Consider the following 26213-nt stretch of genomic DNA (forward strand, 5'->3'; position numbering starts at 1 on the left):
CGGCGAGCCACCCGTACCCCCGGATGCGAGACTGGGAAAAGACCACCGGGGAGAGGGGCCATGACCACAGCCACCACCGCCACGACGAAATCCGTGGCGGCACCCACGCCGTGGCTCAAGTCCCCCACCACCTGGCTGACCTTCGCGACGCTGGCGCTCTACGCATACCTCTCGTGGCGCCGCCGCTGGATGTCGGACGACGGGCTGCTCGTCCTGCGCACGGTCCGGCAGATCCTCGCCGGTCACGGGCCTGTGTTCAACGTCGGCGAGCGCGTCGAGGCCAGCACCAGCCCGTTGTGGACCTGGCTGCTGGCCGCCCTCGGCACGATCCCGGGCCCGGCGCTGGAGTGGGTGTCGGTCGGCACCGGCCTGGTCTGCGCCGTCGGTGGGCTGTTCTTCGCCATGGACGGCGCCCGCCGCCTCTACGACAGCCCGGTCGTCCCGGCGGGCGCGCTGATCGTGTGCACGCTGCCGCCGTTCCGGGACTTCGCGACGTCCGGCCTCGAAACCGGGCTGGCGATGCTGTGGATCGGCCTGACCTGGTGGCTGCTGGTGCGGGGCAAGGCGTCGAAGGCCGCGGCGTTCGTCATCGGGCTCGGGGTGCTGGTGCGGCCTGACCTGGCGTTGTTCAGCATCGTCGCGTTCGCGGCGTTGGTCCTGCTGCGACGCCCGCGCCTGCGGACCGGGTTCGGCTGGCTGGGCATCGGACTCGCGTTGCCGGTGGCGTACCAGGTCTTCCGCATGGGCTACTACGGCCTGCTCGTGCCGAACACCGCCCTGGCCAAGGAAGCGGGCACGAGCAACTGGTCACGCGGGTTCGACTACCTGCTCGACCTCGTCGACCCGTACTACCTCTGGCTGCCGATCCCCGTGCTCGCGGTCGCCGCGTTCCTGAGCCGGAAGTCGCGGATCCTCACCCTCGCGCCGGTGGCGGGCGCGGTGCTGCTGGCCGTGTACGTGGTGCGCGTCGGCGGCGACTTCATGCACGGCCGGATGTTGCTGCCCGCGTTGTTCGCGCTGCTGCTGCCGGTGATGGCGCTGCCGTTGACGCGCAAGACGTTCGCGCTCCTGGCGGGCGTCGCCGTCTGGTCGGTGGCCGCGGCGGGGTGGCTGCGCGTGCCGTACGCGAACGACCACGCGGCCGTCGGCGTGACCGACGAGCGCGCGTACTGGTCGTGGGTCACCGGGCACGAGCACCCGGTGCTCGCGTCGGACTTCCTGGGCGAGCCGGTGATGCGTGCGGCCGTCGACGTCACCGACGCGACGCGCTCGCCGGCCGTGCTCGTGTACAGCTATGGGGAAAAGCGCTGGTACACGTTCCCGACGGACCGGCCGTACGTCACGCTCGCGGCCGACAGCATGGGCGCGATCAGCAACCTGGTGTCGCTCGACGTGCGCGTCCACGACGGCTACGGCCTCGCCAGCGACCTCGGCTCGCACTCCACGTCGATCCCCGGCGGACGGCCCGGGCACTCGAAGTGGCTCACGGCCGCGTGGGAGATCGCCGACGCCGGCCGCGGCGACGTCGCGACCGACGGACAGATGCACGTCTTCACCCCGGCCGAGATCGAAGCCGCCCGGCAGGCGCTGCGCTGCCAGGGCGAGCAGGACGTGCTCACCTCGACGCGCACCCCGTTGACCTTCGGTCGGTTTGTCGACAATCTCGCGGGATCTTTCAGCCGTACGGGCATCCGCTTCGACCGCGACCCCCGCGCGGCGGCGTCCTGCTGACGCTTACGGTGGATCGCATGACCGATCTTCCGCTCGCCCTGGTCACCGGTGCCTCGCGTGGCATCGGCGCCGCCGTCGCCCACCAGCTCGCCCCGACGCACCGCCTGCTCCTCGGCGGCCGCGACGAGGCCGCGCTCGAGAAGGTGGCCGCCGAGCTGCCGGGCGCCGAGCCGTGGCGCGTCGACCTCACCGACGGGGCTTCGCTGGCGACTGCCGCTTCGCGGATCGAGCGCCTCGACGTCGTCGTGCACTCCGCCGGCGCAGCCCGGCTGAACACCGTCGCCGACGCGACCGTCGAAGACTGGCGCGTGAACTACGAGGTCAACGTCGTCGCCGTCGCCGAGCTCACGCGCCTGCTGCTGCCTGCCCTGCGCGCCGCGCGCGGCCAGGTCGTCGTGATCAACTCCGGCTCGGGCCGCACCTCCCGCGCGGGCTGGGGCCCGTACGCCGCGAGCAAGTTCGCCGCCCGGGCCTTCGCCGACGCGCTGCGCGAGGAAGAACCGGACCTGCGCGTCACGACCGTGTACCCCGGTCGCACCGACACCGACATGCAGCGCGCCGTGATCGCCCACGAGGGCGGCGAGTACGACCCGGCGCGCTTCCTCCGCCCGGACTCCGTGGCGACGGCCGTGCTCACCGCGGTCAGCGCGAGCCCGGAAGCGCACCTGACGGAAGTGATCCTCCGCCCCCGCTGACCGATCAGGCGCGCAGTCGCGCAGCGGTGTCGGCGACCGACGCCTGGACCTTCGCGCGATCCACGCGCGTCGGCTCGGCGTCGGCGACGACCTGCTCGCCCGCGACCCACACGTCGCGCACGCGGCGGGAACCGGCGGCCCACACGAGGTTGGACAGCAGCTGCTCGTCGGGCACGTCCAAGCCGGCGGCGAAGGCCGGGTCGTCGAGGTCGACGTGGACGAGGTCGGCCCAGCGGCCCGGCTCGAGGGCGCCGATGTCGTCGCGGCCCAGCGCGTCGGCGCCGCCACGGGTCGCCATGACGAACACGTCGGCGGCGGTCAGGACCGTGGAGTCGTCGTTGGCGAGCCGGGCGAGCATGGCCGTGAGCTGGAGCTCTTCCCACAGGTCGATGTCGTCGTTGGATGCAGGGCCGTCGGTGCCGAGGCCGACGGCGACACCGGCCGCACGCAGGTCCTTGATGCGCGCGATGCCGGACGCGAGCTTCGCGTTCGAGCCCGGGCAGTGGGCCATGCCGACGCCGCGGGCGGCGAAGAGCGCGATGTCCTCGTCGGACAGGTGGATGGAGTGCGCGGCGAGGGTGCGGCCGGCGAGCACACCGAGCGAGTCGAGCAGCTTCGGCACCGAGCCGTACTCCTCGCGCTGGGCGAGGTCCTCGTTCGCGGCCTCCGCCACGTGGATCTGCACCAACGCGCCGCGTGCGGCCGCCGATTCCGCGGTGGCGCGCAGGCCGTCGGGGTTCAGCATGTACGCGGAGTGCGGGCCGTAACCCAGCTCGATGCGGTCGCCGGGGCCGAAGCGCAGGCCGTCGGCGTCGATCCAGCGGTCGATGGCCGCCAGCGACGTGCGCCAGTCCATGCCGGGCAGCTCCATTACCGGCGGCGCCACGAGCACGCGCCCGCCGGTGGTGAGCACCGCGTCCACGAGCTGCTCGCCCTCGAAGTACATCTCGGCGCTGGTCGTGACGCCGTGGCGCAGCATCTCGACCGAACCCAGCAGCATGCCGGTCCGCACGTCCTCGGGCCGCAGCTTCGCCTCGGTCGGCCAGATGATTTCGCGCAGCCACCGCAGCAGCGGCAGGTCGCCACCCATGCCGCGCAGCAGCGTCATCGGGCTGTGCGCGTGGGCGTTCACCAGGCCGGGCAGCAGGATCCCGCCGAGCCGCGTCACCTCGCCGGTGAACTCGGGTGCCTCGGCGACCGGGCCCACGAACGTGATCCGGCCGCTGTCGTCGACGTCCACGACGGCGTCGCGCAGCAGCGAGCAGGCGGGGTCGGCGGGCAGGACAACGGGGGCGTGGAAACGGTGCGACATGCGGAGATAGTACGGGCGTCCCAGACGGCTGTGGTCAGGGTGTCTTCTTGATCAGCTTGCCGTCGGCGCCCACGGCGAACCACAGGTTGTCCACCCCCTGGCCGTCGACGTCGCCCGGACCCTGGTCACCGACGTAGTAGTACAGCGGCCACTTCCCGTACTTCGCCTGCTCGACACCCGGGGTCCGTTCCGTGGCCGTCAGCAATTTCTGATCCGCGCCCGCACCCGCGTGGAAATCCTTGTCGCCGGTCAGCGCGGGCCACGTGGCGAGGCAGCCGTCGCCACACGTGCTGGTGCCCGAAATGTCATCGGCGAAGGCATAAAGGGTCCTCCCCGAGGAGTCCGTGAGAATGGGACCGAGGCCGGACTGGCCGATTTTCACGTCACCCGACGAAGCCGGGGACGCCGGCGCCGAACCTTCGGGCGCGGAAGCAGATCCGCTGGTCGCGGTGGTTCCACAGGCAGCGAGGGTGCCGAGCAGGGCGGCACCGGCCAGGACGATCGAGACACGCATGAGAACTCCTCCACCGATTCACGTCGAATTCGCGACGAGACACGGCGGGCGCGGCGAACCGGTTCAACCGAGTTTTCCCGTGAACCACCGAACGCCGGTTTCCGTGTCGGCTGCGGAATCCGATGTGAAAGGACGAACCCATGCGAGCACGAATCGCGGCACTGGCCGCGCTGACCGCCGGCCTCGGCCTGCTCGGCGCCGTCACCGCCACCGCCAGCCCGATGCCCGGCACCCCGACCACCCCCGACATGCCGGGGATGAGCGGCATGAACATGGACATGCCCGGGATGGACGTGTCCGGGCAGGGCGCCTCGACCCCGGCCAAGGCGCCGGCCAGCCTGTCGACGGCCATCCAGCGCTCCCAGCAGAAGCCGATCTTCCTGCAGGCCAAGCTCACCGGCGCCAATGAGGTCCCGGTGGCCGGCAAGCCCGCCGTCGGCGACCCGAAGGGCAGCGCCACCGGCATCGTCGAGGTGCAGGGCGACAAGGTGACCTACGCGTTCTCGTGGAAGGGCATCAGCGCCCCCACCCTCGGCCACATCCACGAGGGCAAAGCCGGTGTGAACGGCGACGTGAAGGTGCCGCTGTTCGGCACCGCGATGCCCGACACCGTCACCGCGGCCGCCGGCACCGCCACGATCACCGACCAGGCGACGGCCGACGGCCTGCGCAAGAACCCGTCGGGCTTCTACCTCAACCTGCACACCAAGGAGTTCCCCGGCGGCGCCGTCCGCGGGCAGCTCACGCCGCTGCGCTCCTCGGTCGACATGCTGAAGCTGCTGCAGGGCGGTGGCCTGCACGCGTTCATGTCCGGCAGCCAGGAGGTCAAGGCCGCCCCGGGCGAGCCGAAGGCCGGTGACCCGAAGGCCAACGCCGTCGGCTTCGTCCGCCCGACCGGCACGCAGGTGCAGTTCTCCTTCGCGTGGTTCGGTTTGCAGCCGACGCTCGCCCACATCCACAAGGGGAACTTCGGCAAGAACGGCGCCGTGGTGGTGCCGCTGATCGGCACGACCGTGCCCGCGGGCGTGTTCGCCGTGTCCGGCACCGCGACCGGCCTCGACCCGGCGCTGGTGAAGGACATCGCGCGGCACCCGCTGTCGTACTACGCGAACCTGCACGACGCCGCCTTCCCGGGTGGCGCCGCGCGTGGCCAGCTTTTCTGATCCGGCAACGGAAAACGGGGGCCCGCTCACCAGCCGGCCCCCGTTTTCCGTGGTGGGAAACCTCAGTCCACCACCCCGCTGCGCCAGGCCCACGCGGCGATCTCCACGCGGTTGCGCGCCCCGACCTTGCCCTGCACCGAAGCCAGGTGCGTCTTCACCGTCGAGAGCGAGAGGTACAGCTCCGCGCCGATCTCCGTGTTCGTCAGGCCGCGAGCGGCGGCCTTCACCACGTCGAGCTCACGCGCGGTGAGCGGTTCGGACGGCGGGGGCACGTCGCGCTTGTGCCCGTTCGCACCGTCGAAGTGCTTGAGCAGCCGCACGGTGATCTGCGGCGACACGAGCGCGTCACCGCGTTCGGCCGCGCGAATGGCCTCGATCAGCAGCGCCGGGCCGGCGTCCTTGAGCAGGAAGCCGCTCGCGCCGTTGCGCAGCGCGGTGTGCACGTACTCGTCGAGGTCGAACGTGGTCACGACCACGACCTTCAGCGGGTCGGTGACGTCGGGGCCGGCCAGCTGCCGGGTGACCTCGAGGCCGTCGAGGCCCGGCATGCGGATGTCGAGCAGGCAGACGTCCGGACGCAGCTCGCGCGCCTTGGTGACGGCGGAGACGCCGTCGGCGACGTCGGCCACCACCTCGATGTCGTCCTGCGCGTCCAGGATCATGCGGAACCCCATCCGCACCATCTCCTGGTCGTCCGCGATCAGTACCCGGATCACCCGTCATCCCCGTTCGCCTCGAGTGGCAGCCAAGCTTCCACGCGCCAGCCGCCGTCAGGCCCGCGTCCGGCCGTGATCCGGCCGTGCAGCAGGGCGACGCGCTCGCGCATGCCGACCAGACCGTAGCCGCCCGACCCACCGGCCGGTCGGTGAGCCTTCTCCCGGCCGTCGTCGCGCACCGACAGGTGCAGCTCACGGCCGGCGACCTCGGCGTGGACCAGCGCTTCCGTCGCGTCGGCGGCGTGCTTGCCGACGTTGGTGAGCGACTCCTGCACCAGCCGCAGCGCCGAGCGCCCGACCTCGTGCGGCAGGTTCGGCGGCAGGTCCAGTACCAGCGTGGTCTTGATGCCGTGGTTGGCGCCGTCGACGAGCTTGCGCAGGTCGGCGGCCAGATCCGTGGTGGCCTGCTCGCTCAGGTCGCTCGCGCCGGCGGGCGCGTCGCCACGCATGCTGCGCACGAGCCGGCGCATCGCCGCGAGCGCTTCGGTCCCGGCGTCCTCGATCCGGCCCATGGCCTCGAGCGCGAGCTGCGGGTTCTTCTCGCCCATCATCCGCGCGGCCTGTGCCTGCACCACGATGCCGGTGACGTGGTGGGCCACCACGTCGTGCAGCTCGCGCGCGAGCGCCATCCGCTCGGTGGTCTGGGCGTCGGTCACCGCGGCCCTCATCACCTGCGTGCGCTCGGAATCGCGCGAACGCAGGAACATGCCGACCGCGATGGAGATGCCGAGCACCAGGCCCGCGCCCAGCGCGAACGAGCCGATCTCCTGCGGATCGGTGAGCGGGGAGAAGCTCGACCGGCGCGTGTTGAGGATGGTTCCGACGGCCACCACCGCCGACAGCACCGCGATCCGCGGCCACGCCTTCACCAGCGGCACGGCGCGGACGAGGTTCACCACCACGCCGATCCCGGCCGCCATCTGCGCCGGCGGGATCCCGCCCGCCAGCTGGTAGTCGTAGCCCAGCTTCAGGAACGGCATCACCAGCGCGGACAGCAGCATCAGCCCGGCCACACCGAGCATCGCGTCGCCCGGCCGCCGGGGCGAAAGCACCGCCACCACCGCGGCGCCGATCGAGCAGAACAGCACCGGGAAGCCCGATGGCCCGCCGTCGTAGGCGAAGCCGAACTCGAACAGCAGCGTGATCGCGAGCGCGCCGATCAGCGGCCACTGCCCCATCGCCAGCGCGTTGGCGCGGCGCAGTTTGCGCAGCCGCTCCTCGCGCACCTCGCGCCGCCCGTCCGACTGCGTGCGGCCCGCGGCCCCGATCACGACGGCCGCGGCGAGCAGGGTGGCGCCGAACAGCATCGCGGACACGATCGCCGACGACGAGACGTCGCCGTAGGTGTAGCGCCCGAACACCGCGATCAGCGCGCCGATCACGAGCGATGAGATCGCCGCGAACGCGACGCCGGGGCGGGCCCGCCGGGCGAGGTAGTAGACCATCTCCGTGCCCGCCACCACATCGGTGATCGAGAGGTTCGCGAGCACGCTCGAATACGCCGGCGTGTGCAGGTAGCGCTGGAAGATCGTGAAGAACGCGAGCGCGAAGGCCGCGACCATCGCCGCCACCGCCGCGCGCCGGCGGGCCCAGATCGCGCACCCCGCCATCGCGAAGATGCCGGGGAACAAGGCGAAGTCGACGAACTTGGGGCCGTGGTCGTCCAGCGCCGCGTCGGTCACGAACACGAGGTCGAACAGCAGCGCCGCGAGCAGCACCACCACGGGCATGCCGAGGCGGCGCACGAGCTCGGTCACGCGCGTGGAGAACGAGGAAGACGGCGGAGCTTGGGACACAACCGAACGGTAGAGGATCTCGGGCCACGCGCACCTTGGCCAGGTGGTTCGAGCCGCATCGGCCGATCGGCCGATGCCGGTGATCGCCGGACTGGCCGTCTGCCCGAAGTGGACACCTGCCCCGATCCGTGAAGGTGGTTCCCAACGAAGTCGCAGACCAATGAGGGAGAGACCCCCGGATGAGCAATCCACAGTGGACTTCCGGCCCGGTGCTGTCGGGGCGGGGGCTGGTGAAGCGGTACGGCGGGCAGTACGCGCTGGCCGGTATCGACATCGACATCCAGCCCGGGGACGCGGTGGCCATCGTGGGCCCGTCCGGGTCGGGCAAGACGTCGCTGCTGCACGTGCTGGCCGGCATCCTGCGCGCCGACGGCGGCGAGATCCACCTCATGGGCCGGCGCATCGACAACCTGAACGAAAAGAAGCGCAGCGAGCTGCGGCGCACCGAGTTCGGGTTCGTCTTCCAGTCCGGGATGCTCGTGTCCGAGCTGACGGCCGAGGAGAACGTGGCACTGCCGTCGCTGCTCGCGGGCAAGGGCCGGCGCGAGTCGATCGCCGCGGGTCGCGAGTGGCTGGCGCGCCTCGGCCTCGCCGGCAAGGAGACCCGCCGCCCGGGTGAGCTCTCCGGCGGTGAGGCCCAGCGCGTGGCCATCGCCCGGGCGCTGACGCACCGGCCGAAAGTGATCTTCGCCGACGAGCCCACCGGCGCCCTCGACACGCGCACCGGCCGCGAGACCATGCAGGCGCTGCTCGGTGCCGCGCAGGAGTCCGGCGCCGCCGTGATCGTGGTGACCCACGACCGCGAGCTCGCCGAGTCGATGCCCAAGACCGTGGCCATCCGCGACGGCTTGATCGCGACGAGGTTGGCGGCATGAACTCGCTCCAGCTCGCCCTGCGCGTGCTCCGCGTCGACCGGCGGACCCGCACCTCGGCGATCCTCACCGCGGTCGGCGTCGCGGTCGCGACCGGGCTCGTGCTGCTGCTCGCCTCCCTGCCCTTCGCGACGCAGGTGCGCGAACAGCGCGGAATCTGGCAGGAGTCCTACAACTTCGACACCAGCGGCACGCCCGTCATGCTCGTCACCGGGTCCAAGGACTACTTCAACGGGCAGGAGATCACCCGGGTCGACGTCGCGGCCACCGGCAACACTGCCGGGCTGAAGCTGCCGGCGGGCATCCCGAAGCTGCCCGGGCCGGGCGAGACGCTCGTGTCGCCCGCGCTGGGCCGCCTGCTGAACAACACACCGGCCAACCAGCTCGGCGACCGCTTCGGCAAGCCCGTCGCCGCGCTCGGCGACCAGGCGCTGAAGTACCCGGAACAGCTCGTGGCGCTCGTCGGCCACAGCGAGCAGGAGCTCAGCGCGACGGAGGCCGAGCGCGCGACGGAAGCCGTCGCACAGCCGGTGAGCGCGTTCCCGGACCAGCGGGCGGACGTGGATCCGCTGCTGACACTGCTGGCGTGGGTCGGCATCATCGTGCTGCTGGTGCCGAGCCTGGTGCTCGTCGCGTCGTCGGCGCGGCTCACCGCGGCCCGGCGCGAACGCCGGCTCGCCGCGATCCGCCTGGCCGGCGCGACGCCGGGACAGGTGACGTCGATGGTCGCGGGGGAAACGATCCTGTCGGCGGGTGTCGGGGCCCTGCTCGGCTTGGCGATCAGTCCCGCGTTGCACGGCCTGGCGACGTTCGTCCCGTGGGACGGCGGCACGTGGCTGGCCACGGACTTCACGCTGCCGATCCCGCTCGCGGTCTTCATCGTGATCGCCATCCCGGCGCTCGTGGTGCTGGCCGGCGTACTCGGCCTGCGGCGCGTGCTGCGCAACCCGCTCTTCGCGACCGGCGGCCACAGCGTGAAGCCGCTGCGCTGGTGGCGGCTGCTCGTCCTGCCGGTGGCGGGCCTGTTCTTCCTGTTCGCCGTGACCAGAGCCGGTGACGGCGGCGGAGCCACCCTGATCCTGGTTGGGTTGTTCCTGCTGGTCGCGTCGGCGATCGTGGTCGGGCCGTGGGTGACCTCGGCGGTCGGCGGCACGTTCGTGCGGGGCTGGCGCGGGCCGTCGGCGCTGCTGGCCGGGCGCCGGCTGCGCGACGACCCGAAGGGCGCCTACCGCGCCACGGCGGGCATCGTGCTCGCGGTGTTCACCGGCTCGATGGCGCTCACGCTGCTGCCGTCGTTCGAGTCGCTCGCCGGTGGCGGGCGGACGTACGCCGATTCGGTGCTCTACGCCGACAGCAGCCCGGACAAGGCCGCGGCCGTCGTGGACCACGCCAACTCCGCGCTGGCCCGCTACGGCCAGCAGGAACGCGCGGTCGCCGTCGGCCAGGTGTACCTCGTGCAGGGCACGGGCGACGAGCGGTCGTACCAGCGGGCACTCGTGATGTCGTGTGCCGACGCGGCCCGGCTGACGCGGCTGGGGATCACCGCGGCCGACTGCAAGCCCGGCGTCGGGCTGTACGCGCCGTCCGAGCTGAACGCCGCCGAGTACCACGTGGTCGGCGATCCGGAGCCCACCGACCCGGGTCAGCCGCTGGGTTCGGTGCCCGTCGGGACGTTCAAGATGAGCGACGACGTGAGCAGCTCCTACCTCCTCGACCCGGCGGCGGTGCCGGCCGGCGTGAAGCTCGGCGCGGCCACGGTGATCGCCCCGACGACGGACGCCGACCGCGAGATCGTCCGCACCGCCCTGGTCTCGGCCGCGCCGGGCGCTGAGGTCGGCAGCCGCGACCAGCACCTCTACGACCAGCAGACGCAGCTGTCGGACCTGCGCCGGGTGACCGTGATCGGGCTCGTGGCCGCGGGCATCCTCGCCGGCTGCAGCGCGGCCGTCGCCACGGCCGGCTCGATCATGGACCGGCGCCGGACGTTCGGGGCACTGATGGCGGCCGGCACCCCGGTGAAGGTGCTGGCGAGGGCGCTGCGGATGGAGACGGCGCTGCCCGCGCTGGTCGCGACGATCGGCGCCGGCGTGGTCGGCATCCTCGTCGGGATCGGGCTCTTCAGCACGGCGGGCGAAGACGGTGTCGTGTTCAGCCCGTGGATCTTCGCCCCGGTCGTGCTCGGCGTCGGGGTGGCGCTGCTCGGAGCCTCGATCTGCACGCCCGCCCTGCGGCGCGTGCAGGCGGAACCGCTGGCCGACGAGTAGCGGGCGGTCCGCCCTTCACGGGGTGGGGCGGACGCCGGGGGTGAAAAAGGGGAGAAAAAGGGCCGCTGCCGGGGATGGGAACCCGGCAGCGGCCCTTTTTTGACACTTACCGATCCGACCAAAAGCAGGGCGGGTACGCAACCGGAGGTCACCTCGCCGCGCAACCGTTCCCGCCGTGACTGTGGTCGGATCGGTAAGCAACAACGCTGTCAGATTTTCTCGAAAATGAGGTCGTGTGACACTCGGCCTTCGACGTCGGCGCGCTGTTCGAACTTCGTCCGCGGCCGCCATTCGGGCCTCGGTGCCCAGCCGCCCGGTTCGTCCGCGTAGCGGTTGCGCAATGCGGGCTCGGCCGAACACACTTCCAGCATCTGCTCGGCGTAGTGCTCCCAGTCGGTGGCGAGGTGGAACGTGCCGCCCTGGGCGAGCCGCGACGCGACGAGAGCCACGAAGTCCGGCTGCACGATCCGGCGCTTGTGGTGGCGCTTCTTCGGCCACGGGTCCGGGAAGTACAGCCGCACACCGGCGAGCGCGCCGGGCTCGACGTGCTCGGTCAGCAGCACCACCGCGTCGCCGTGCATCAGCCGCAGGTTCTCGACGCCGAGCTTCTCCGCGCGCAGCATCAGCTGGCCCAGGCCCGGGTCGTAGACCTCGGCGGCCACGTAGTTGAGCTCGGGCGCGGCCGCCGCGAGCTGCGACGTCGTCTCGCCCATGCCGGAGCCGATCTCCAGCATCACCGGCGCCTCGCGGCCGAACCACTCGGCGAAGTCGACCGGTCCGGCCGGCAGGTCGGCGACCGTGCGACCCAGCCGCGGCCAGTGGTCGTTCCAGGCGCGCTGCTGGCCGACGGTCATCCGGCCGCCGCGGTTGACAAAGCTGACCACGCTGCGCAGCCGGGGCTGGTCCTCGTTCTCCACCCGGACACGATACTGATCCGGCCAAAAGTAGGCCGACCCCCACGCGGCACGTAACCGTTGCACGAAGCCATTCGGCCGTGACTGTGGTCGGATCGGTATCCGTCGGCACAGCCTGAGTCGTTTAGCGGACGGCTTCGAACTCCCCGAGCCGGGACCGCAGTCCGGCGAGCCCGGACACGGCGATCGGGTGCGGCGTCGTGCCCGTGTGGGCGGGCAGCACGTCGATCCAGCCGGGGTGGCGATCGGTGTTCAGCACGGTCGTCGGGACGGAGTGCCCGGACTTCCCGCGCTCGGACGGCATGAACTCCCAGTAGCCCGATTCGCCGTCGGCGGCCCAGGGCACGAACTCCCAGCCGGAGCGGCGGGAAAGCAGTTGCTGGATGCGGTCTTCGATGCGGAACCCGAGCTCACGGGACTCGAGCCGCCCGCTCGCGACGGCGCGCAGCCACCACGGCGCGGGCAGCGGCCCCTGCATGCCGCTGGCCCTGCGGTAGAGGGCGAGCACGAGGTCTTCGGCCGCGCGGTGCACCCACGCCTGGCGCAGGTCGCCGGGTTTCATCGCGGGCTGCGCGAACCGCGGTAGCTCGATCGCCTGAGACCATTCGAGGTCCAGCATCGGCTCGAGCCGGGGTTGGGGCGCCGCTTCGCTGTGGCTGAGGGAGGCCGCTTCTGTGCGGGCCGTGGGAATGGGACTCATGAGCCCCTGACCAGCGTCCACCGTCAAGGTTCACCTCCGGGGAGCTGAGACGGACGAGCACGCTCTTGATCTCGAATATCCTGGGGACTTTGCCAGTATGTCCGCTCCCTGTGAGAGAAGCCACAACGACTTAACGAGGTCTTAATCCGTTTGCCTCGTGGACACCTGTTCTGCACGTGCAGATTAACGGGAATGTGCTCTCGTCACGCGTCGCGGCGGTTCGCGGTGACGACCCCGGCGACGAAGAACGCGACACAAATGCCGCCGAAATACGCGAGGTAGCCCCACGGGCCGAAAGCAGGCGTCACGTTCAGCGCCGCTTGCGTGAAATCCCCACCAGCGAACTGCCCGGCCGCGAAGAACGGCAGCCACGGGTAGACGTCGGGGCCGACGCGCGGGATCAGCAGCACCAGCCCTTCCACGAGCTGGGTCCAGACGAGCACGAGCGTCAACGCGAGCGCGGTGCTCCGCAGCAGCAGCCCGACACCGACGCCGAGGAGGCCGGTGAACGCGAAGGTCACCGTCTGCCCGAGCACCAGCCGCCAGTCGGCCGCCGAGTGCAGGGCGAGGTCGGCGTCCGGGCGGACCAGCGACGCGATGCCCCACGAGCCCACGCCCGCGAGCAGCCCGAGCACCGCGCAGACGAGCACGACCACGGCGCCCTTCGCGAGCAGTGCGGGCACGCGGGTCGGCACGGCCTGGAACGTCAGCCGCAGCGTGCCCCAGCTCGCGTCGGAGGTCGCGGCGAGCACGGCCAGCACCAGCGCGACCGTGCGGCCGATGCCGGTGGCGAGCTGGGTGTTGCCGACGCTCGCGGTGACCTCCGAGCCGGCGAGCGCGAAGAACAACGTCGTGAACGCCAGCGGCGCGAGCACCGAGAGCGCGCCACACCACCACGGCGCGCGGGTGGAGAAGAGCTTGATCCGTTCGGCCCGCACCACGTTCACCGGGCACCTCCGCTCGTGAACTCGGCCGTCTGCCCCGTCAGCTCCAGGTACGCCTGCTCCAGCGACCCGGCCAGCGGGCTCAGCTCGTGGAGAGTGGCACCGACCGTGAACGCGATGTCACCCACGGTATCGCTGTCCACTTCGGACACCACAAGTGCGTCGCCCTCGCCGGTGCACGCGATCCCGTGCTCGGCCAGCGCGGCGCGCAGGGTGTCGGCCTGGGGTGTGTGCACGCGGACGCCGCGCGAGCCCGCGCGGTGGACGAAGTCGGCCATGGTGCCCTGGTAGGTGAGCCGGCCGCGGCCGATCACCACGAGGTCCTGTGCCGTCTGCTCCATCTCCGGCAGCAGGTGGCTCGAAACGAACACCGTGCGGCCGTCGGCGGCGAGCGAGTGCATCAGCTGCCGGACCCACAGCACGCCTTCGGGGTCGAGGCCGTTCACGGGCTCGTCGAACAGCAGCACCTTCGGGTCGCCCAGCAGCGCGGTCGCGATGCCGAGGCGCTGCAGCATGCCGAGGGAGAACTCGCCGGCGCGCTTCTTCGCGACGGATCCGAGGCCCACGAGCTCGAGGACCTCGCCCACGCGCCGGTCGGGCAGGCCGTTGGTCGCGGCGAGCCAGCGCAGGTGCTGGCGGGCGCTGCGGCCGGGGTGCCGCCAGGTCGCGTCGAGCAGCGCGCCGACCGTCCGGAGTGGATCGGCGAGCTGCCGGTAGGGCTTGCCGTCGATGTGGGCGGTGCCGGCCGTGGGGGTGTCCAGGCCCAGGAGCAGCCGCATCGTCGTGGACTTGCCGGCGCCGTTCGGGCCCAGGAATCCGGTGACGCGACCGGCTTCGGCGGTGAAGGTGAGGGCGTCGACGGCCAGGGTTTCGCCGTAGGACTTGGTCAGCCCGTGGGTCTCCAGCACGCGGGCACCCTACCGAGCCGAGCGTGTCCCGGAACGAAAAGATCCGGGTCGCCCCCCGAATTGGCGACCCGGATCTTTCTTCTTCTCCCCTTTTTCCCCCGTTCAGCCGGTTTCGGCCCCCGCCGCCTCCGCCCGAACGTCCCTGTGGTGGGTCCTGTCAGGCGTCGCGCTTCTTCGCGACGCCGATCGCGACGGCCAGGAGCACGATCGCGATACCCGCGAAGTAGGCGAGCGACCAGCCCTGCGAGAGCACCGCGTCGGACGGCGGCGGCCCCTGCACCGCCCCGCCCGCACCGCGGAGGAACTTCTCCGCGACGTTGAACGGCAGCCACTCGTGGATCTTCGGGCCGACGGTCGGGATCAGCTGCACCAGGCTTTCCACGGCCAGCACGTAGATCAGCAGCAGCGCGATCGCGCCGGCGCTGTGGCGGATCAGGATGCCGACGGCGACCGCGATCACCGCGGCGAGCGCGAAGAGCACGCCGACGCCGGCGACGTTGATCCACTCGGCCGAGGTGTCGAGCGCCAGCGCGTCCGACGGGCGGATGGCGTAGCCCAGCGCCCAGGCGCCGAACGCGCCGATCTCGCCGATCACGAGCGAAAGCAGTGCGACGACGGTGGCCTTGGCGATGAGCACCGAGGTGCGGCCCGGCACGGCCTGGAACGTGGTGCGGATGGTGCCGAAGCGGTACTCGGTGGTCACCGAGAGCGCCGCCAGCACCATGATCACGGCGACGCCGAACTGGTAGCCGAACTGCGTCGTCGCGACGTCGATGGTCGCCGTGCTCGGCGCCGCGCCCGCCACGAGGGCGGAGAAGCCGGCCGTGAGGACGATGGCGATGAGGGCACACCACCACGGTGAGCGGGTGGTGAACAGCTTGATGCGTTCGACCGCGAGCAGAGTCATGGTTCTTTTCCCCGGAATCCTTGTTTGTACGAGTAGTCGTCAGCGGGCGGTGGGCTGGAGGGCTTGCTGCGCCTCGGCCTCGAGCCCGGTGTGGTACTCGACGGAGTCGCCGGTGATCTGCATGAAGGCCTGTTCGAGCGAACCGGTCTGCGGGCTCAGCTCGTGGAGCACGACGTTCGCGGAAGCCGCGAGCTCGCCGATCTTGGCACTGTCCATCCCGGACACGATGAGCGCTTCGCCCGCGTCGGTCACCTGGGCGCTGGCGCGCACCAGTGCCTCACGCAGGACGGGCAGCTGCGGCGAGCGCACCTTCACGGTGTTCTCCGCGGCCCGCGCCACGAACTCCTCGGTGGACGACTGCGCGATCAGCTGACCCTTGCCGATCACCACGAGCTCGCTCGCGGTCAGCGCCATCTCCGAGAGCAGGTGGCTCGACACGAACACCGTGCGGCCGTCGTCGGCCAGGCGGTGCATGAACTTGCGGATCCAGAGGATGCCCTCGGGGTCGAGGCCGTTCACCGGCTCGTCGAACAGGAGCACCTCCGGGTCGCCGAGCAGCGCGCCCGCGATCCCCAGGCGCTGCGACATGCCGAGCGAGAACCCGCCGGCGCGCTTGCCGGCCACGGTGGTGAGACCCACGACGTCGAGGACTTCGTCCACACGCGACGCCGGGATGCGGTTGGACTTCGCCATCCACATCAGGTGCGCGCGGGCCGAGCGGTTGGGGTGCACCCACTTCGCGTCGAGCAGCGCGCCGACGGTGCGCAGCGGGTCCTTCAGGTCGTGGTACCGCTTGCCCCCGATGCGGACCTCGCCGGCGGTGGGGTTGTCGAGCCCCAGGATCATGCGCATGGTGGTGGACTTGCCGGCGCCGTTCGGGCCCAGGAAGCCGGTGACCTTCCCCGTGGCCACGCTGAACGACAGGTTGTTCACCGCCAGCGTGTTCCCGTAGCGCTTGGTGAGACCTGATGCCTCGATCATTCCCCTGCTCCCTCGTTGACGGCTGTGCCGCTGTACCCGCAACATCGTGACCGAGCGAGACCGGTCTTCGCGTCATCCTGTGGGTCGAACTCGTCACCCGACCTGAGTAGTACCCAACCGCTCCGGCGGTGGATGTGCGATCGGTGAAACCCCTGAGACGACCCTGAACTTCAGCGTCCGAAATGGATCAAGTGGATCAAGACCTCAGCCGAGGCCGGGGCGCGCGAGGCCGGTCTCGTAGGCCAGCACCACGGCCTGCACGCGGTCGCGCAGGTCGAGCTTCGCCAGGATACGGCCCACGTGCGTCTTCACTGTGGCTTCGGAGAGAAAGAGCGTTTCGGCGATTTCGAGGTTGGACATGCCCTTCGCGATGAGCACGAGGACCTCGCGTTCGCGGTCGGTCAGCACGTCGAGCTCGCTCGCGTCGCGCACCGGGGAGCCGCCGGCGCCCACGAAGCGGTCGAGCAGCCGCTTGGTCACCGACGGTGACACCACCGCGTCGCCCGACGCGACGGACCGCAGCGCCGACACGAGGTGGTCGGGCGGGGTGTCCTTGAGCAGGAAGCCCGACGCGCCGCCCTGCAAGGCCGCGTAGACGTACTCGTCGAGGTCGAAGGTGGTCATCACCAGCACACGCGCGGTCCCGGCGGCCACGATCTGCTTCGTGGCCTCCACCCCGTCGAGCACCGGCATGCGCACGTCCATGAGCACGACGTCGGGCCGCAGCTCGTCGGCCAGGCGGATCGCCTGGGCGCCGTCGCCGGCCTCGCCCACCACGTCGATGTCGGCCTGCGCGCCGAGCACCATGCGGAAGCCGACGCGCATCAGTTCCTGGTCGTCCACGACCACCACTTTGATCACGGCGCCAACCTAACGGGCAGCACGGCCCGCACCTGCCACCCACCGGCGGGCGCCGGGCCCACCTCCAGCGTTCCGCCGTACACGTTGGCGCGCTCGCGCATCCCGATCAGTCCGTTCCCGCCCGCGACCTGCAGTCGCGGGGCCTTCTTCGACGGTGCTCCGGCGCCCACCGTCACCTGTTCGAGCTGACGCGCGCGGCCGGCGCCGTCGTCGCGGACGAACACCTCGACCACGTCGCCGGTCTTGCTGTCGCCCTTGCGGTGCACGTGGACCTCGGCGCGAGCGCCGGTGCCGGCGTGCTTGAGCGTGTTCGTGAGCGACTCCTGCACGATGCGGTAGATGCCGAGCGACACGCCGGCGGGCAGGTCGGTGAGGCCGTCGCCCACCTCGAGATCCACCGGGACGCCGGCGCCGCGCATGCGTTCGGCCAGCTCGCCGAGCGCGTTGGCGTCGGGTTGCGGCACGCGGGGCTCGCCGTCGCCGTGGTCGCCGCGCAGCACTTCGAGGAGCCGGCGCAGCTCGCCGAGGGCGCCGCGGCCGGTTTCGGAGATCGTCTGCAGCGCGCGACCGGCCAGCTCCGGGTTCGTCGGCAACGCGAGCGCCGCGCCGTCGGCCTGCACCACCATCACGCTCACGGAGTGGGCGACCACGTCGTGCAGCTCGCGCGCGATGCGGCCGCGCTCCTCGGCCACGGCGATGCGCGTGGCCTGGTCGCGTTCGGTCTCCAGCAGGTGCAGGCGGGCTTCCACCTCCAGCTGGTACGCGCGCCGCGCCCCGACGAACTCGCCGAGCGTCCAGCACAGCGCGATGCCGAAGGCGCTGAACAGGGCATTGCCCAGCCATGGTGTCGACTTGTCGGTGAACACCTCGACGCCGGTCATCAGCACGAGCGCACCGACGTAGATCAGCCCCTGCTTGCGGCCGATGTAGACGAGGATCGAGTAGAGGCTCATCGCGAGCGCCGCGACGGAGGAGAAGCCGAGCGACAGCGCCCCGTGCGCGATGGCGACGAAGTACACGATGTAGGCCGAGATCAGCGGCTTCTTCCGGCGGAACACCAGCGGCGCCACCATGGCGACGTCGATCGGCAGCGCGATGAACCACGGCGGCGGGTGGTGCTCGGTCCCGACACTGCCGCCGACGAACAGCACGAAGTCGATGAACAGCAGGACCACGGCGAGCAACGTGTCCCCCGCCATGGGGTGGGCACGCATCCAGAGGCTCAGCCGTCGCACCCGACAAGATTAGGTCCGCACTCGGGCACGCCGCGTCATCCTCCGGTAGCACTGTCGGTCGTACTCGCGGTGGCCGGGCATGGCACGATTTCCCGGCGGGACCAGTGGACGAGAGGGGCGGGGCCGTGACGGAGCAGGGGCGCCTCGCGGGCCCGCTGTCGATGTCGGTCGCCAACCTGTGCCATCGGCTCACCTCGCAGGTCTCGCCGCGCACCGCCGCCGGGTTCGCCGAGGTGCAGCGCCGGCTGGCCGCGCCGCTGCAGGTCGCCGTGGCCGGGCGGATCAAGTCGGGCAAGTCCACGCTGGTCAACGCGTTGATCGGCCGCCGGGTCGCGCCCACCGACGTCGGTGAGTGCACGCGGCTGGTCACGCGCTTCCAGTACGGCACGGTCGATCGCGTCGAGGTCGTGTTCGCCGACGGCACCAAGCAGGTGCTGCCCTTCGCCGCCGACGGGTCGATCCCGGCCGAGCTGGGCGTGGACATCACCAAGGTCTCGCACCTCGAGGCCTACCTGACCAACGCGGTGCTGCAGGGCATGACCGTGATCGACACCCCGGGCCTGGGCTCGCTCGACGCCGCGTCCGTCTCGCGCACGGAACAGCTGCTGGGCGCCGCGCAGGAGGACACCGGTTCGGACAACCTCGACGACACCTCTCGCAACGCCGTCGCCGGCGCGGAAGCCGTGCTCTACGTGGTGACGCAGGGCGTGCGCGCCGACGACCAGCAGGCGCTTGCCGCGTTCACCGCCGCCACCGCGAGCCGTGAGGCGGGCCCGGTGAACGCGATCGCGGTGCTGAACAAGGCGGACACGATCGTCGCCGAGACCGTCGAGGGTTCCGGCGGCGACATCTGGCTGGCGGCGAAGCTGCTGGCGGAGAAGCAGGCGAGCACGCTCAAGCCGCGCGTGGCCGACGTGCTGCCGGTGATCGGCCTGATCGCCGAGTCGGCCGAGTCGGGTGGCTTCACCTCGGCCGACGCCGACGCGCTGCACCAGCTCGCCGGTCTCGACGACGACGTCCTCGAGACCATGCTCATCTCGGCCGACATCTTCACCAGCTGGGAGTGCGACGTGCCCGCCGGCGTCCGGCTGCGGCTGCTGGAGAAGCTCGACCTGTACGGGGTCCGCCGGGCCGTCGACGCCATCCGCGCCGAGCCCGCGATCACCGCGGGGGCTCTGCGTCGGGTGCTGCTCGACGCGTCGGGGCTCGACGCGGTGCGCCGGCGCCTGGCCATCGTCTTCGCCGCGCGCGCCGACGGGATCAAGGCCGCCGCGGCGCTCGCGTCCGTGACCGCGCTGGCCCACGCGTCGGGCGATCCCGGCGAACGCCAGCGGGTGCACGACGCGATCGAGGTGCTGCTCGCGAAGCCGGAGGCGCACCAGCTGCGGCTGCTGGAGGCGTTGACGCTGGTGGCCTCCGGAGCCGTCGACATGCCGGAGGACCTCGCCGAAGAGGTGCTGCGCGTCGGCAGCAACGCCGACCTCGGCGCGCAGCTCGGCCTCCCCGGCGCCGCCCGGCCGGAACTGGCCGCCCACGCCCTCGAACGCGCGGGCTGGTGGCGCTCCTTTGCCTCATTCGGCGCAACGCCCGCGCAGAGCCGCGTGGCGCACGTCGTCCACCGCGCCTATTTCCTGATCTGGCAACAGATCCGCATGCCCTAGGTTTGTCGCCGTTCACGCGTAGGGTGGATTTCGTGCGGCTGGAGAACACCACCTCGTGGCGGGCGTCCTGGGGGAGCGAGCAGGAGATCGACATCGCTCTGTACCTCCGGGACGTGCTTGCGTTGTCCGTCGCCGAGGGCCAGCTCCTGCCACCGGTGGAGCCCGCGGTGCCGGTGCGCGTGCCGCCGGCCATCGACCGCGCCGCCGTGCAGGCCCAGTGGGCGGACTGGTGGACCGATCTCCTGGAGTTCATCCGCCTGCGCGGCGAAACGGGTTCGCGGACGCCCCGCAGCCGCTTCGGCCGGCCCGCTCCCGGCGACGGCTCGGCCATCGACCTGGCCATCCAGCACTTCACGCCCGCCGCCGCGCGCCACTTCACGGAGGCCCGGCGGCCGGCGCTGCACGCCGCGTTGGGGGCCGCGGGCTTCTACCGGCGGCAGATCGTGGCGGGCGACCGGCTGGGGCAGCTCGTCCGCGAGACCGAGGTCGACCTGGGCCGGCGAGCGCGGCCCTTTCGGCTTTCGGTCATCGAGATCTCCGTGGCGGGGCGCGTGTGGCTCCGCACGGCCGAGGACCAGATCCTCGTGTCTTCGCGCTTCGCCGAAGACGTGCCTTCGCTGGAGCAGGCGATGCGTTCGGTGATCCGCGACCTGGCCTGACGGCGGGCGCAAGCGTTTGCGCTCTCGGATTCGCGCCCGACCGGCGAAGATCTGCTCCAGACTGGTGGAATCCCGGCGGGCCGAACGGACGGTCCGCGGGACGAGGCGGGGGTGAGGGGTGTGGCCTGGTTCCGCAACCGCGGCACGGAACCCGCCGACGGGGACCTCGGAACCACCACCGACACGTCCGCGTCGAACACGGATGTGGACGTCGTAGCTGCCCCCGGTGATCTCGAACGCGCGCTGGCCGATCGTCAGGCGCTCATCCAGCTCTGCCTCTACGCGCTCGACCGCGCCCGCAGCGGTGGCGTGGTCCAGCGGCTCGAACACGGCCTCGCCGACATCGGCGTCACGGCGCTACGCCCCGACGGCGAGCGCTTCGACCCCTCCTGCCACGAGGCCGGCGGCGCGATCCCCACCGACGACCCGGCACTCGACGGCGTGGTCGCCGAGACCGAGGTGATCGGGTTCGCCGAGGGCGAGCGGCTGCTGCGCGCCCCCATCGTCACCATCTACGCGAAGCGAGCCCAGTGACCTCTCCCAGCCTTCCCGCCCAGGTCCAGGCCGCGCGCGAGCAGCTGCTCACCGTGGTCCGCGACGCCGACCCGCAGGCCGCCCAATGGGTGGAGGGGGTGCGCCGGGCGCGCGCGGCGAAACCGTCGGTCGTGGTCGTCGGCGAGACCAACCGCGGCAAGAGCACGCTGGTCAACGCGCTGCTCGCGACTCCGGGACTGTCCCCTGTGGACGCCGACGTCGCCACGGCCACGTACCTCGTGTTCGAGCACGCCCAGCAGTGGGGCGCGCAGGCGTGTTACCCCGGCCAGCTCGCGCCCGTGCCGATCCAGCTGACCGAGCTGGTCAACTGGGTCTCGGCCGCCCACGAGCTGCCGCCGGGCCAGATCCCGCCACGCTACGTCGAGGTCTCCGGGCCGGTCCCGCTGCTGGAGCGCGTGACGCTCGTCGACACCCCCGGCGTCGGCGGCCTCGACTCGCTGCACGGCGAGCTGGCCCGCGAGGCGGCGGCGAGCGCGACGGCGCTGGTGTTCGTGCTCGACGCGTCGGCGCCGTTCACCTCAACCGAGCTGCAGTTCCTGCGCGACGTGGCCGACCGCGTCGAGACCGTGCTCTTCGTGCTGGCCAAGACCGACGCCTTCCGAGGCTGGCGCGAGATCCTCGACGCCGACCGCCGGCTGCTCGCCGAGCACGCGCCCCGCTTCGCCGACGCCGTGTTCCATCCCGTCTCGGCGCGCGTGTTCGAGACGGCGGCGAAAGCCCCGAACGAGCAGGTCGCGGCCATGCTGCGGGAGAAGTCGGGCATCGCCGCCGTGCAGGTCGCGCTGCAGGAGATGCTCGTCGGCCGCTCGATGATGCTGGCCGAGGCCAACACCCTGCGCGCGCTCTCCAGCGCGCTGGCCGGCATCAAGGCGAAGCTGCAGGCCGAGAGCCGGGCGCTCTCGGCGGGTGAGGCCGAGGCGGAGCAGCTGCGCGAACGCCGGGACCACCTGCAGGCCGAACGCCGTTCGTCCACCCGCGGCTGGCAGCTGAAGCTGCGCGGTGAGATCCAGCGGACCCGCGTGGAGGTCGGCCACGAGAGCAGCCGCGAGATGCGCGACGCCCAGACCCACTTCCGCCGGCTCATCGACGCGGCGAAGCGCGACGAGCTCGCCGCGCTGCCGCAGCAGGTGGACCTCGCGTTGCAGACGACGTCGCAGCGGGTCTCGATGCTGCTTTCGCAACGGCTGAACCACGTGACCAACGTGGCGTTGTCCGAGCTGTTCTCCGCCGAGGAGCTCGACGTGATCCGCGCGCAGTTCGCGCGGGCCGGCGGGCCGCCCGTGGTGCTGCGGCCGCCGGACAAGAAGCCGCCGACGGCCGAGGACAAGCTGCTGGTGTTCATGGGCATCTCGGGTGGGGTCGGCGCGGGCAAGATCGCCGCGTTGCCGCTGGCCGGCGTCGCGATCCTGAACCCGGTGGTGCTGCCGGCCACGATCATCATCGGCCTCGGCGCCGGCTGGTGGATGGCGCGCACGCGCAAGCACGCCGCCGACAAGCAGCACATGAAGCAATGGCTGGTGGAGGCCATCGCCGACGCGCGCTCCACACTCGACCAGCTCGTGGCCGAGCAGCTCATCGAAGCCGAGCAGCAGCTGTCGATGGCGCTCGACGAGGCGCTGAGCCGCCGCATCGAGGCGATCGAGGCCGAGCTCAAGGACGTGGACCGCACGATCAAGATGGGCGCGCAGGAACGGGCCAAGAACATCGCGATCACCGCCAAGCGCCTGAAGGAGGCCACCGACGGCCACGCGAGGGCGGAATCGCTGCTCGGGCGCATCCGAACGCTGCGTGACCGGGGTTGATCAGCTTGTGGACGGGAACCGAACCGGCCTAACGTGAGTCCTACCGATCGACAGCAGAACGCAGCCGGCGAGACCCGGTCCTAAAAGGGGGCTTTTCCCATGTGGGTCGACGAGAGTGGCGGCACCGACACCGACGCCAGCGGACCCGAGGAGATGACGGTCCACGTCGAAGGCCAGGACTACCAGGCGGAGGTCAACTACGACGTCGACTCCGACGGCGTGAACGACACCGCCATCGTGGAGCACGACGACGGCACAGCGCAGGCGTTCATCGACTCGGACGGCGACGGCGTCGCCGACCAGTACGCCGTGCTGGACAGCTCCGGCCACGTCGTGGACCAGGCGGTTTACGACGAATCGAGTGGCGCGTGGGTCGAGTCCGGCGGTGCTGAGCACCCGGGCGGCACCGACACCCACTCGCAGGACGACTCCACGACCGGCCACATCCACGCCGACCTACCCGACGGCGAGGTCGACGCCGGCGTCGCCACGATCGACACCGACCACGACGGGCACAACGACACCGCGATCGTCGAGACCAAGGACGGCGGCACGATGGCGTTCACCGACACCGACGGCGACGGCGAGGCCGACGTCGCGGTGGAGATCGGCGCCGACGGCAGCACCACCACCTACGAGCACACCGGGGCCGGCCAGTGGACCGAGGCCGAAAGCGCCGGCGTCCGCGCGGCCGATCCGGCAAGCGACTCGATCTGGGGCGGCGATGGCACGCAGTTGCTCTCGGGCGTCGCGAAGATCGATTCGGGAACCGGACAATGGATCAGCCCCAACTGACCCATTTGTAACTCACGTCACAACGGGCCCGGCACTCGCCGGGTCCGTTGTCGTTTCCGGACCCGTTGATCTGGCGTCCGAATTGAGCACCCCGCATCGAAAGGATTTCCGGCGCTGGCCCAATCCGGTGACAACTGAATCGATTCCCTTATCGTTCCTGTGAGAGAACCGACAGGTCAGCTCTCGGTTACCTGCCGGTCATCCGGCTACAGTCGAGGAATCCCAAAAACCCGCACACCGGCTCACCCCCGGTGTGCGAAGCCATTCGGTCGCCGGCAACGAGGCCCGCACCCGGACACCGCGGTCCGGCGTGTGGGCTTATTTGTCGTCGGAAGTTCGGAAGTCAGGAGTAGAGATGACCGCAGTCGCCATCCCCGGACTGGACAATGCGCCGACGACGCACAGTGGCGTGCTGTCCTGGGTCCGGGAGGTCGCCGAGCTGACCACCCCGGACCGCGTGGTGTGGGTCGACGGGTCCGACGAAGAGGCCGCGAAGATCAACGAAGAGCTGGTCGAGGCCGGGACCTTCGTGAAGCTGAAGGCCAAGCCGAACTCCTACTGGGCAACTTCCGACCCGGGCGACGTCGCTCGCGTCGAGGACCGGACCTTCATCTGCTCGCAGCGTGAGGAGGACGCCGGCCCCACGAACCACTGGGTCGCGCCTGCGGAGATGAAGGCCACGATGACCGAGCTGTACCGCGGGTGCATGCGCGGCCGCACGATGTACGTGATCCCGTTCTGCATGGGACCGCTCTCCGACGAGAACCCCAAGCTGGGTCTGGAAATCACCGACTTCGCCTACGTCGTGGCATCGATGCGCGTGATGACCCGCGCGGGCAAGGCGGCGCTGGACAAGTTCATCAACCCCGACGGCACCGAGCGCGAATTCGTACCGGCGCTGCACTCCGTGGGCGCGCCGCTCGAGCCGGGCCAGCAGGACGTCGCCTGGCCCTGCAACGACACCAAGTACATCTCGCACTTCCCCGAGGAGCGGGCGATCTGGAGCTACGGCTCGGGTTACGGCGGCAACTCCTTGCTGGGCAAGAAGTGCTACTCGCTGCGCATCGCCTCGGTCATGGCGCGCGACGAGGGCTGGCTCGCCGAGCACATGCTGATCCTCAAGCTGATCTCGCCCGAGGACAAGGTCCACTACGTCGCGGCGGCGTTCCCGAGCGCCTGCGGCAAGACCAACCTCGCGATGCTGCAGCCGACCATCCCGGGCTGGCGCGCCGAGACCCTCGGCGACGACATCGCGTGGATGCGCTTCGGTGAAGACGGCCGTCTCTACGCCGTGAACCCGGAGTTCGGCTTCTTCGGCGTCGCGCCGGGCACCGACTGGCACACCAACCCGAACGCCATGCGCACCATCGAGAAGGGCAACACGGTCTTCACGAACGTCGCCCTCACCGACGACGGTGACATCTGGTGGGAGGGCATGGAGAACACCCCCGAGCACGCCACGTCGTGGAAGCACCAGGACTGGACGCCGGCGTCCGAGGAGAAGGCCGCGCACCCGAACTCGCGCTACTGCACGCCGATGTCGCAGTGCCCGATCCTCGCGCCGGAGTGGGACGACCCGCAGGGCGTGCCGATCTCGGCCATCCTGTTCGGCGGCCGCCGCAAGACCACGGTGCCGCTGGTGAACGAGGCCCGCGACTGGCAGCACGGCGTGTTCATGGGCGCCACGATGTCGTCGGAGACCACGGCGGCCGCGGCCGGCGCGGTGGGCAACGTGCGCCGCGACCCGATGGCGATGCTGCCGTTCCTCGGCTACCACGCCGGTGACTACTTCAAGCACTGGCTGACGCTGGGCAAGAACGCCGATGCGAACAAGCTGCCGAAGATCTTCTACGTCAACTGGTTCCGCCGCGGCGACGACGGCCGCTTCCTGTGGCCGGGCTTCGGCGAGAACTCGCGCGTGCTCAAGTGGGTGCTCGAGCGCGTCGAGGGTCGCGGGAACGCCGTGGAGACGCCGATCGGCTTCGTGCCGCGCGCCGAGGACCTCGACACCGAGGGCCTCACCGAGCCGGTTTCCGACATCGAGGCCGCGCTGCAGGTCAACGCCGACGAGTGGCGCGCGGAGCTGCCGCTGATCGAGGAGTGGTTCGAGAAGATCGGCGAGGTGCCCACCTCGCTGCGTGACGAGCTCGACGCGCTGGCCCAGCGCCTGAGCTGACGTTCTGTCCGAAGGGGACGTTCGCGCCGTTGTGGTGCGAACGTCCCCTTCG

The 26213-nt window shown here is 71.1% G+C and carries 23 protein-coding genes; 11 read left to right on the forward strand and 12 right to left on the reverse strand.

Annotated features, from left to right (window positions below; all coding sequences use genetic code 11):
* Nucleotides 1-60 precede the first annotated feature (60 nt).
* Both AB0K15_RS23575 and AB0K15_RS23580 read left to right on the forward strand, forming a co-directional pair.
* Nucleotides 61-1731: a hypothetical protein gene (locus tag AB0K15_RS23575; protein ID WP_364054146.1), complete on the forward strand. Its 1671-nt coding sequence runs from the start codon at nucleotides 61-63 to the stop codon at nucleotides 1729-1731.
* A 17-nt stretch (nucleotides 1732-1748) separates the two neighbouring features.
* Nucleotides 1749-2426 (forward strand): SDR family oxidoreductase, encoded by a 678-nt coding sequence (locus tag AB0K15_RS23580; protein ID WP_364054149.1) that lies wholly within the window; start codon nucleotides 1749-1751, stop codon nucleotides 2424-2426.
* 4 nt (nucleotides 2427-2430) lie between these two features.
* Here the strand turns inward: AB0K15_RS23580 and AB0K15_RS23585 are convergent, their stop codons facing one another.
* Together AB0K15_RS23585 and AB0K15_RS23590 are read right to left on the reverse strand one after the other, a co-directional pair.
* The gene (locus AB0K15_RS23585) at nucleotides 2431-3738 is read right to left on the reverse strand and encodes an amidohydrolase (protein WP_364054152.1); all 1308 of its coding nucleotides are present in this window, start codon (nucleotides 3736-3738) and stop codon (nucleotides 2431-2433) included.
* Nucleotides 3739-3772: 34 nt separating this feature from the next.
* On the reverse strand, nucleotides 3773-4252 hold the full coding sequence (locus AB0K15_RS23590) for a hypothetical protein (protein WP_364054155.1): 480 nt from the start codon (nucleotides 4250-4252) through the stop codon (nucleotides 3773-3775).
* 140 nt (nucleotides 4253-4392) lie between these two features.
* On the opposite strand from AB0K15_RS23590, the gene AB0K15_RS23595 reads away from it, so the two are divergent.
* Entirely contained in the window at nucleotides 4393-5415 is a 1023-nt protein-coding gene (locus AB0K15_RS23595) for a CHRD domain-containing protein (RefSeq protein WP_364054158.1), read from the forward strand.
* A gap of 62 nt (nucleotides 5416-5477) precedes the next feature.
* Here AB0K15_RS23595 and AB0K15_RS23600 read toward each other — a convergent pair whose 3' ends face one another.
* Both AB0K15_RS23600 and AB0K15_RS23605 read right to left on the reverse strand, forming a co-directional pair.
* Nucleotides 5478-6131, reverse strand: a complete 654-nt coding sequence (locus AB0K15_RS23600) for a response regulator transcription factor (RefSeq protein WP_360606276.1) — start codon at nucleotides 6129-6131, stop codon at nucleotides 5478-5480.
* Nucleotides 6128-7927 carry a histidine kinase gene (locus AB0K15_RS23605; RefSeq protein ID WP_364054161.1) on the reverse strand — a complete coding sequence of 600 codons (1800 nt, stop codon included), beginning with the start codon at nucleotides 7925-7927 and terminating at the stop codon, nucleotides 6128-6130. Before AB0K15_RS23605 ends, AB0K15_RS23600 begins: the two co-directional genes overlap by 4 nt.
* 179 nt (nucleotides 7928-8106) lie before the next feature.
* Between AB0K15_RS23605 and AB0K15_RS23610 the strand changes: the two genes are divergently transcribed.
* Nucleotides 8107-8802, forward strand: a complete 696-nt coding sequence (locus AB0K15_RS23610; RefSeq protein ID WP_364054164.1) for an ABC transporter ATP-binding protein — start codon at nucleotides 8107-8109, stop codon at nucleotides 8800-8802.
* A complete protein-coding gene (locus AB0K15_RS23615) occupies nucleotides 8799-11063 on the forward strand; it encodes an ABC transporter permease (protein ID WP_364054167.1) in 2265 nt (754 codons plus the stop codon). Before AB0K15_RS23610 ends, AB0K15_RS23615 begins: the two co-directional genes overlap by 4 nt.
* A gap of 209 nt (nucleotides 11064-11272) precedes the next feature.
* Here the strand turns inward: AB0K15_RS23615 and trmB are convergent, their stop codons facing one another.
* The 8 genes from trmB to AB0K15_RS23655 form a co-directional block, all read right to left on the reverse strand.
* Nucleotides 11273-11980: a tRNA (guanosine(46)-N7)-methyltransferase TrmB gene (gene trmB, locus AB0K15_RS23620; RefSeq protein ID WP_364054170.1), complete on the reverse strand. Its 708-nt coding sequence runs from the start codon at nucleotides 11978-11980 to the stop codon at nucleotides 11273-11275.
* Between the two features lie 121 nt (nucleotides 11981-12101).
* Nucleotides 12102-12596 carry a hypothetical protein gene (locus AB0K15_RS23625; RefSeq protein WP_220245320.1) on the reverse strand — a complete coding sequence of 165 codons (495 nt, stop codon included), beginning with the start codon at nucleotides 12594-12596 and terminating at the stop codon, nucleotides 12102-12104.
* Nucleotides 12597-12880: 284 nt separating this feature from the next.
* Nucleotides 12881-13624 carry a hypothetical protein gene (locus AB0K15_RS23630; RefSeq protein ID WP_364054173.1) on the reverse strand — a complete coding sequence of 248 codons (744 nt, stop codon included), beginning with the start codon at nucleotides 13622-13624 and terminating at the stop codon, nucleotides 12881-12883.
* A complete protein-coding gene (locus AB0K15_RS23635) occupies nucleotides 13621-14529 on the reverse strand; it encodes an ATP-binding cassette domain-containing protein (RefSeq protein ID WP_364054176.1) in 909 nt (302 codons plus the stop codon). Before AB0K15_RS23635 ends, AB0K15_RS23630 begins: the two co-directional genes overlap by 4 nt.
* Before the next feature lie 157 nt (nucleotides 14530-14686).
* Complete coding sequence (locus tag AB0K15_RS23640) at nucleotides 14687-15436, reverse strand: ABC transporter permease (RefSeq protein WP_364054179.1); 750 nt, start codon at nucleotides 15434-15436, stop codon at nucleotides 14687-14689.
* A 39-nt stretch (nucleotides 15437-15475) separates the two neighbouring features.
* Nucleotides 15476-16417 carry an ABC transporter ATP-binding protein gene (locus AB0K15_RS23645; protein WP_364054182.1) on the reverse strand — a complete coding sequence of 314 codons (942 nt, stop codon included), beginning with the start codon at nucleotides 16415-16417 and terminating at the stop codon, nucleotides 15476-15478.
* Nucleotides 16418-16621: 204 nt separating this feature from the next.
* Entirely contained in the window at nucleotides 16622-17278 is a 657-nt protein-coding gene (locus AB0K15_RS23650) for a response regulator transcription factor (RefSeq protein WP_364054185.1), read from the reverse strand.
* Nucleotides 17275-18477, reverse strand: coding sequence for a sensor histidine kinase (locus tag AB0K15_RS23655; protein WP_364054663.1), 1203 nt, complete (start codon nucleotides 18475-18477; stop codon nucleotides 17275-17277). The genes AB0K15_RS23650 and AB0K15_RS23655 overlap by 4 nt, the downstream gene beginning before the upstream one ends.
* 197 nt (nucleotides 18478-18674) lie before the next feature.
* Here AB0K15_RS23655 and AB0K15_RS23660 point away from each other — a divergent pair, with 197 nt between their 5' ends.
* The 6 genes from AB0K15_RS23660 to AB0K15_RS23685 all read left to right on the forward strand — a co-directional run bounded on the left by AB0K15_RS23660 (nucleotide 18675) and on the right by AB0K15_RS23685 (nucleotide 26161).
* Nucleotides 18675-20174 (forward strand): dynamin family protein, encoded by a 1500-nt coding sequence (locus tag AB0K15_RS23660; RefSeq protein ID WP_364054666.1) that lies wholly within the window; start codon nucleotides 18675-18677, stop codon nucleotides 20172-20174.
* A gap of 32 nt (nucleotides 20175-20206) precedes the next feature.
* On the forward strand, nucleotides 20207-20833 hold the full coding sequence (locus AB0K15_RS23665) for a hypothetical protein (protein WP_364054188.1): 627 nt from the start codon (nucleotides 20207-20209) through the stop codon (nucleotides 20831-20833).
* A gap of 204 nt (nucleotides 20834-21037) precedes the next feature.
* Nucleotides 21038-21367: a nucleotide exchange factor GrpE gene (gene grpE, locus AB0K15_RS23670; RefSeq protein ID WP_364054669.1), complete on the forward strand. Its 330-nt coding sequence runs from the start codon at nucleotides 21038-21040 to the stop codon at nucleotides 21365-21367.
* On the forward strand, nucleotides 21364-23190 hold the full coding sequence (locus AB0K15_RS23675) for a dynamin family protein (protein WP_364054191.1): 1827 nt from the start codon (nucleotides 21364-21366) through the stop codon (nucleotides 23188-23190). Before grpE ends, AB0K15_RS23675 begins: the two co-directional genes overlap by 4 nt.
* Before the next feature lie 99 nt (nucleotides 23191-23289).
* Nucleotides 23290-23985 carry a hypothetical protein gene (locus AB0K15_RS23680; protein ID WP_364054194.1) on the forward strand — a complete coding sequence of 232 codons (696 nt, stop codon included), beginning with the start codon at nucleotides 23290-23292 and terminating at the stop codon, nucleotides 23983-23985.
* A 355-nt stretch (nucleotides 23986-24340) separates the two neighbouring features.
* Entirely contained in the window at nucleotides 24341-26161 is a 1821-nt protein-coding gene (locus tag AB0K15_RS23685) for a phosphoenolpyruvate carboxykinase (GTP) (RefSeq protein WP_364054197.1), read from the forward strand.
* Nucleotides 26162-26213: the final 52 nt, after the last annotated feature.

Source organism: Amycolatopsis sp. NPDC049253 (assembly GCF_040678995.1).
In the GTDB taxonomy this organism is placed as follows: Bacteria; Actinomycetota; Actinomycetes; order Mycobacteriales; family Pseudonocardiaceae; genus Amycolatopsis.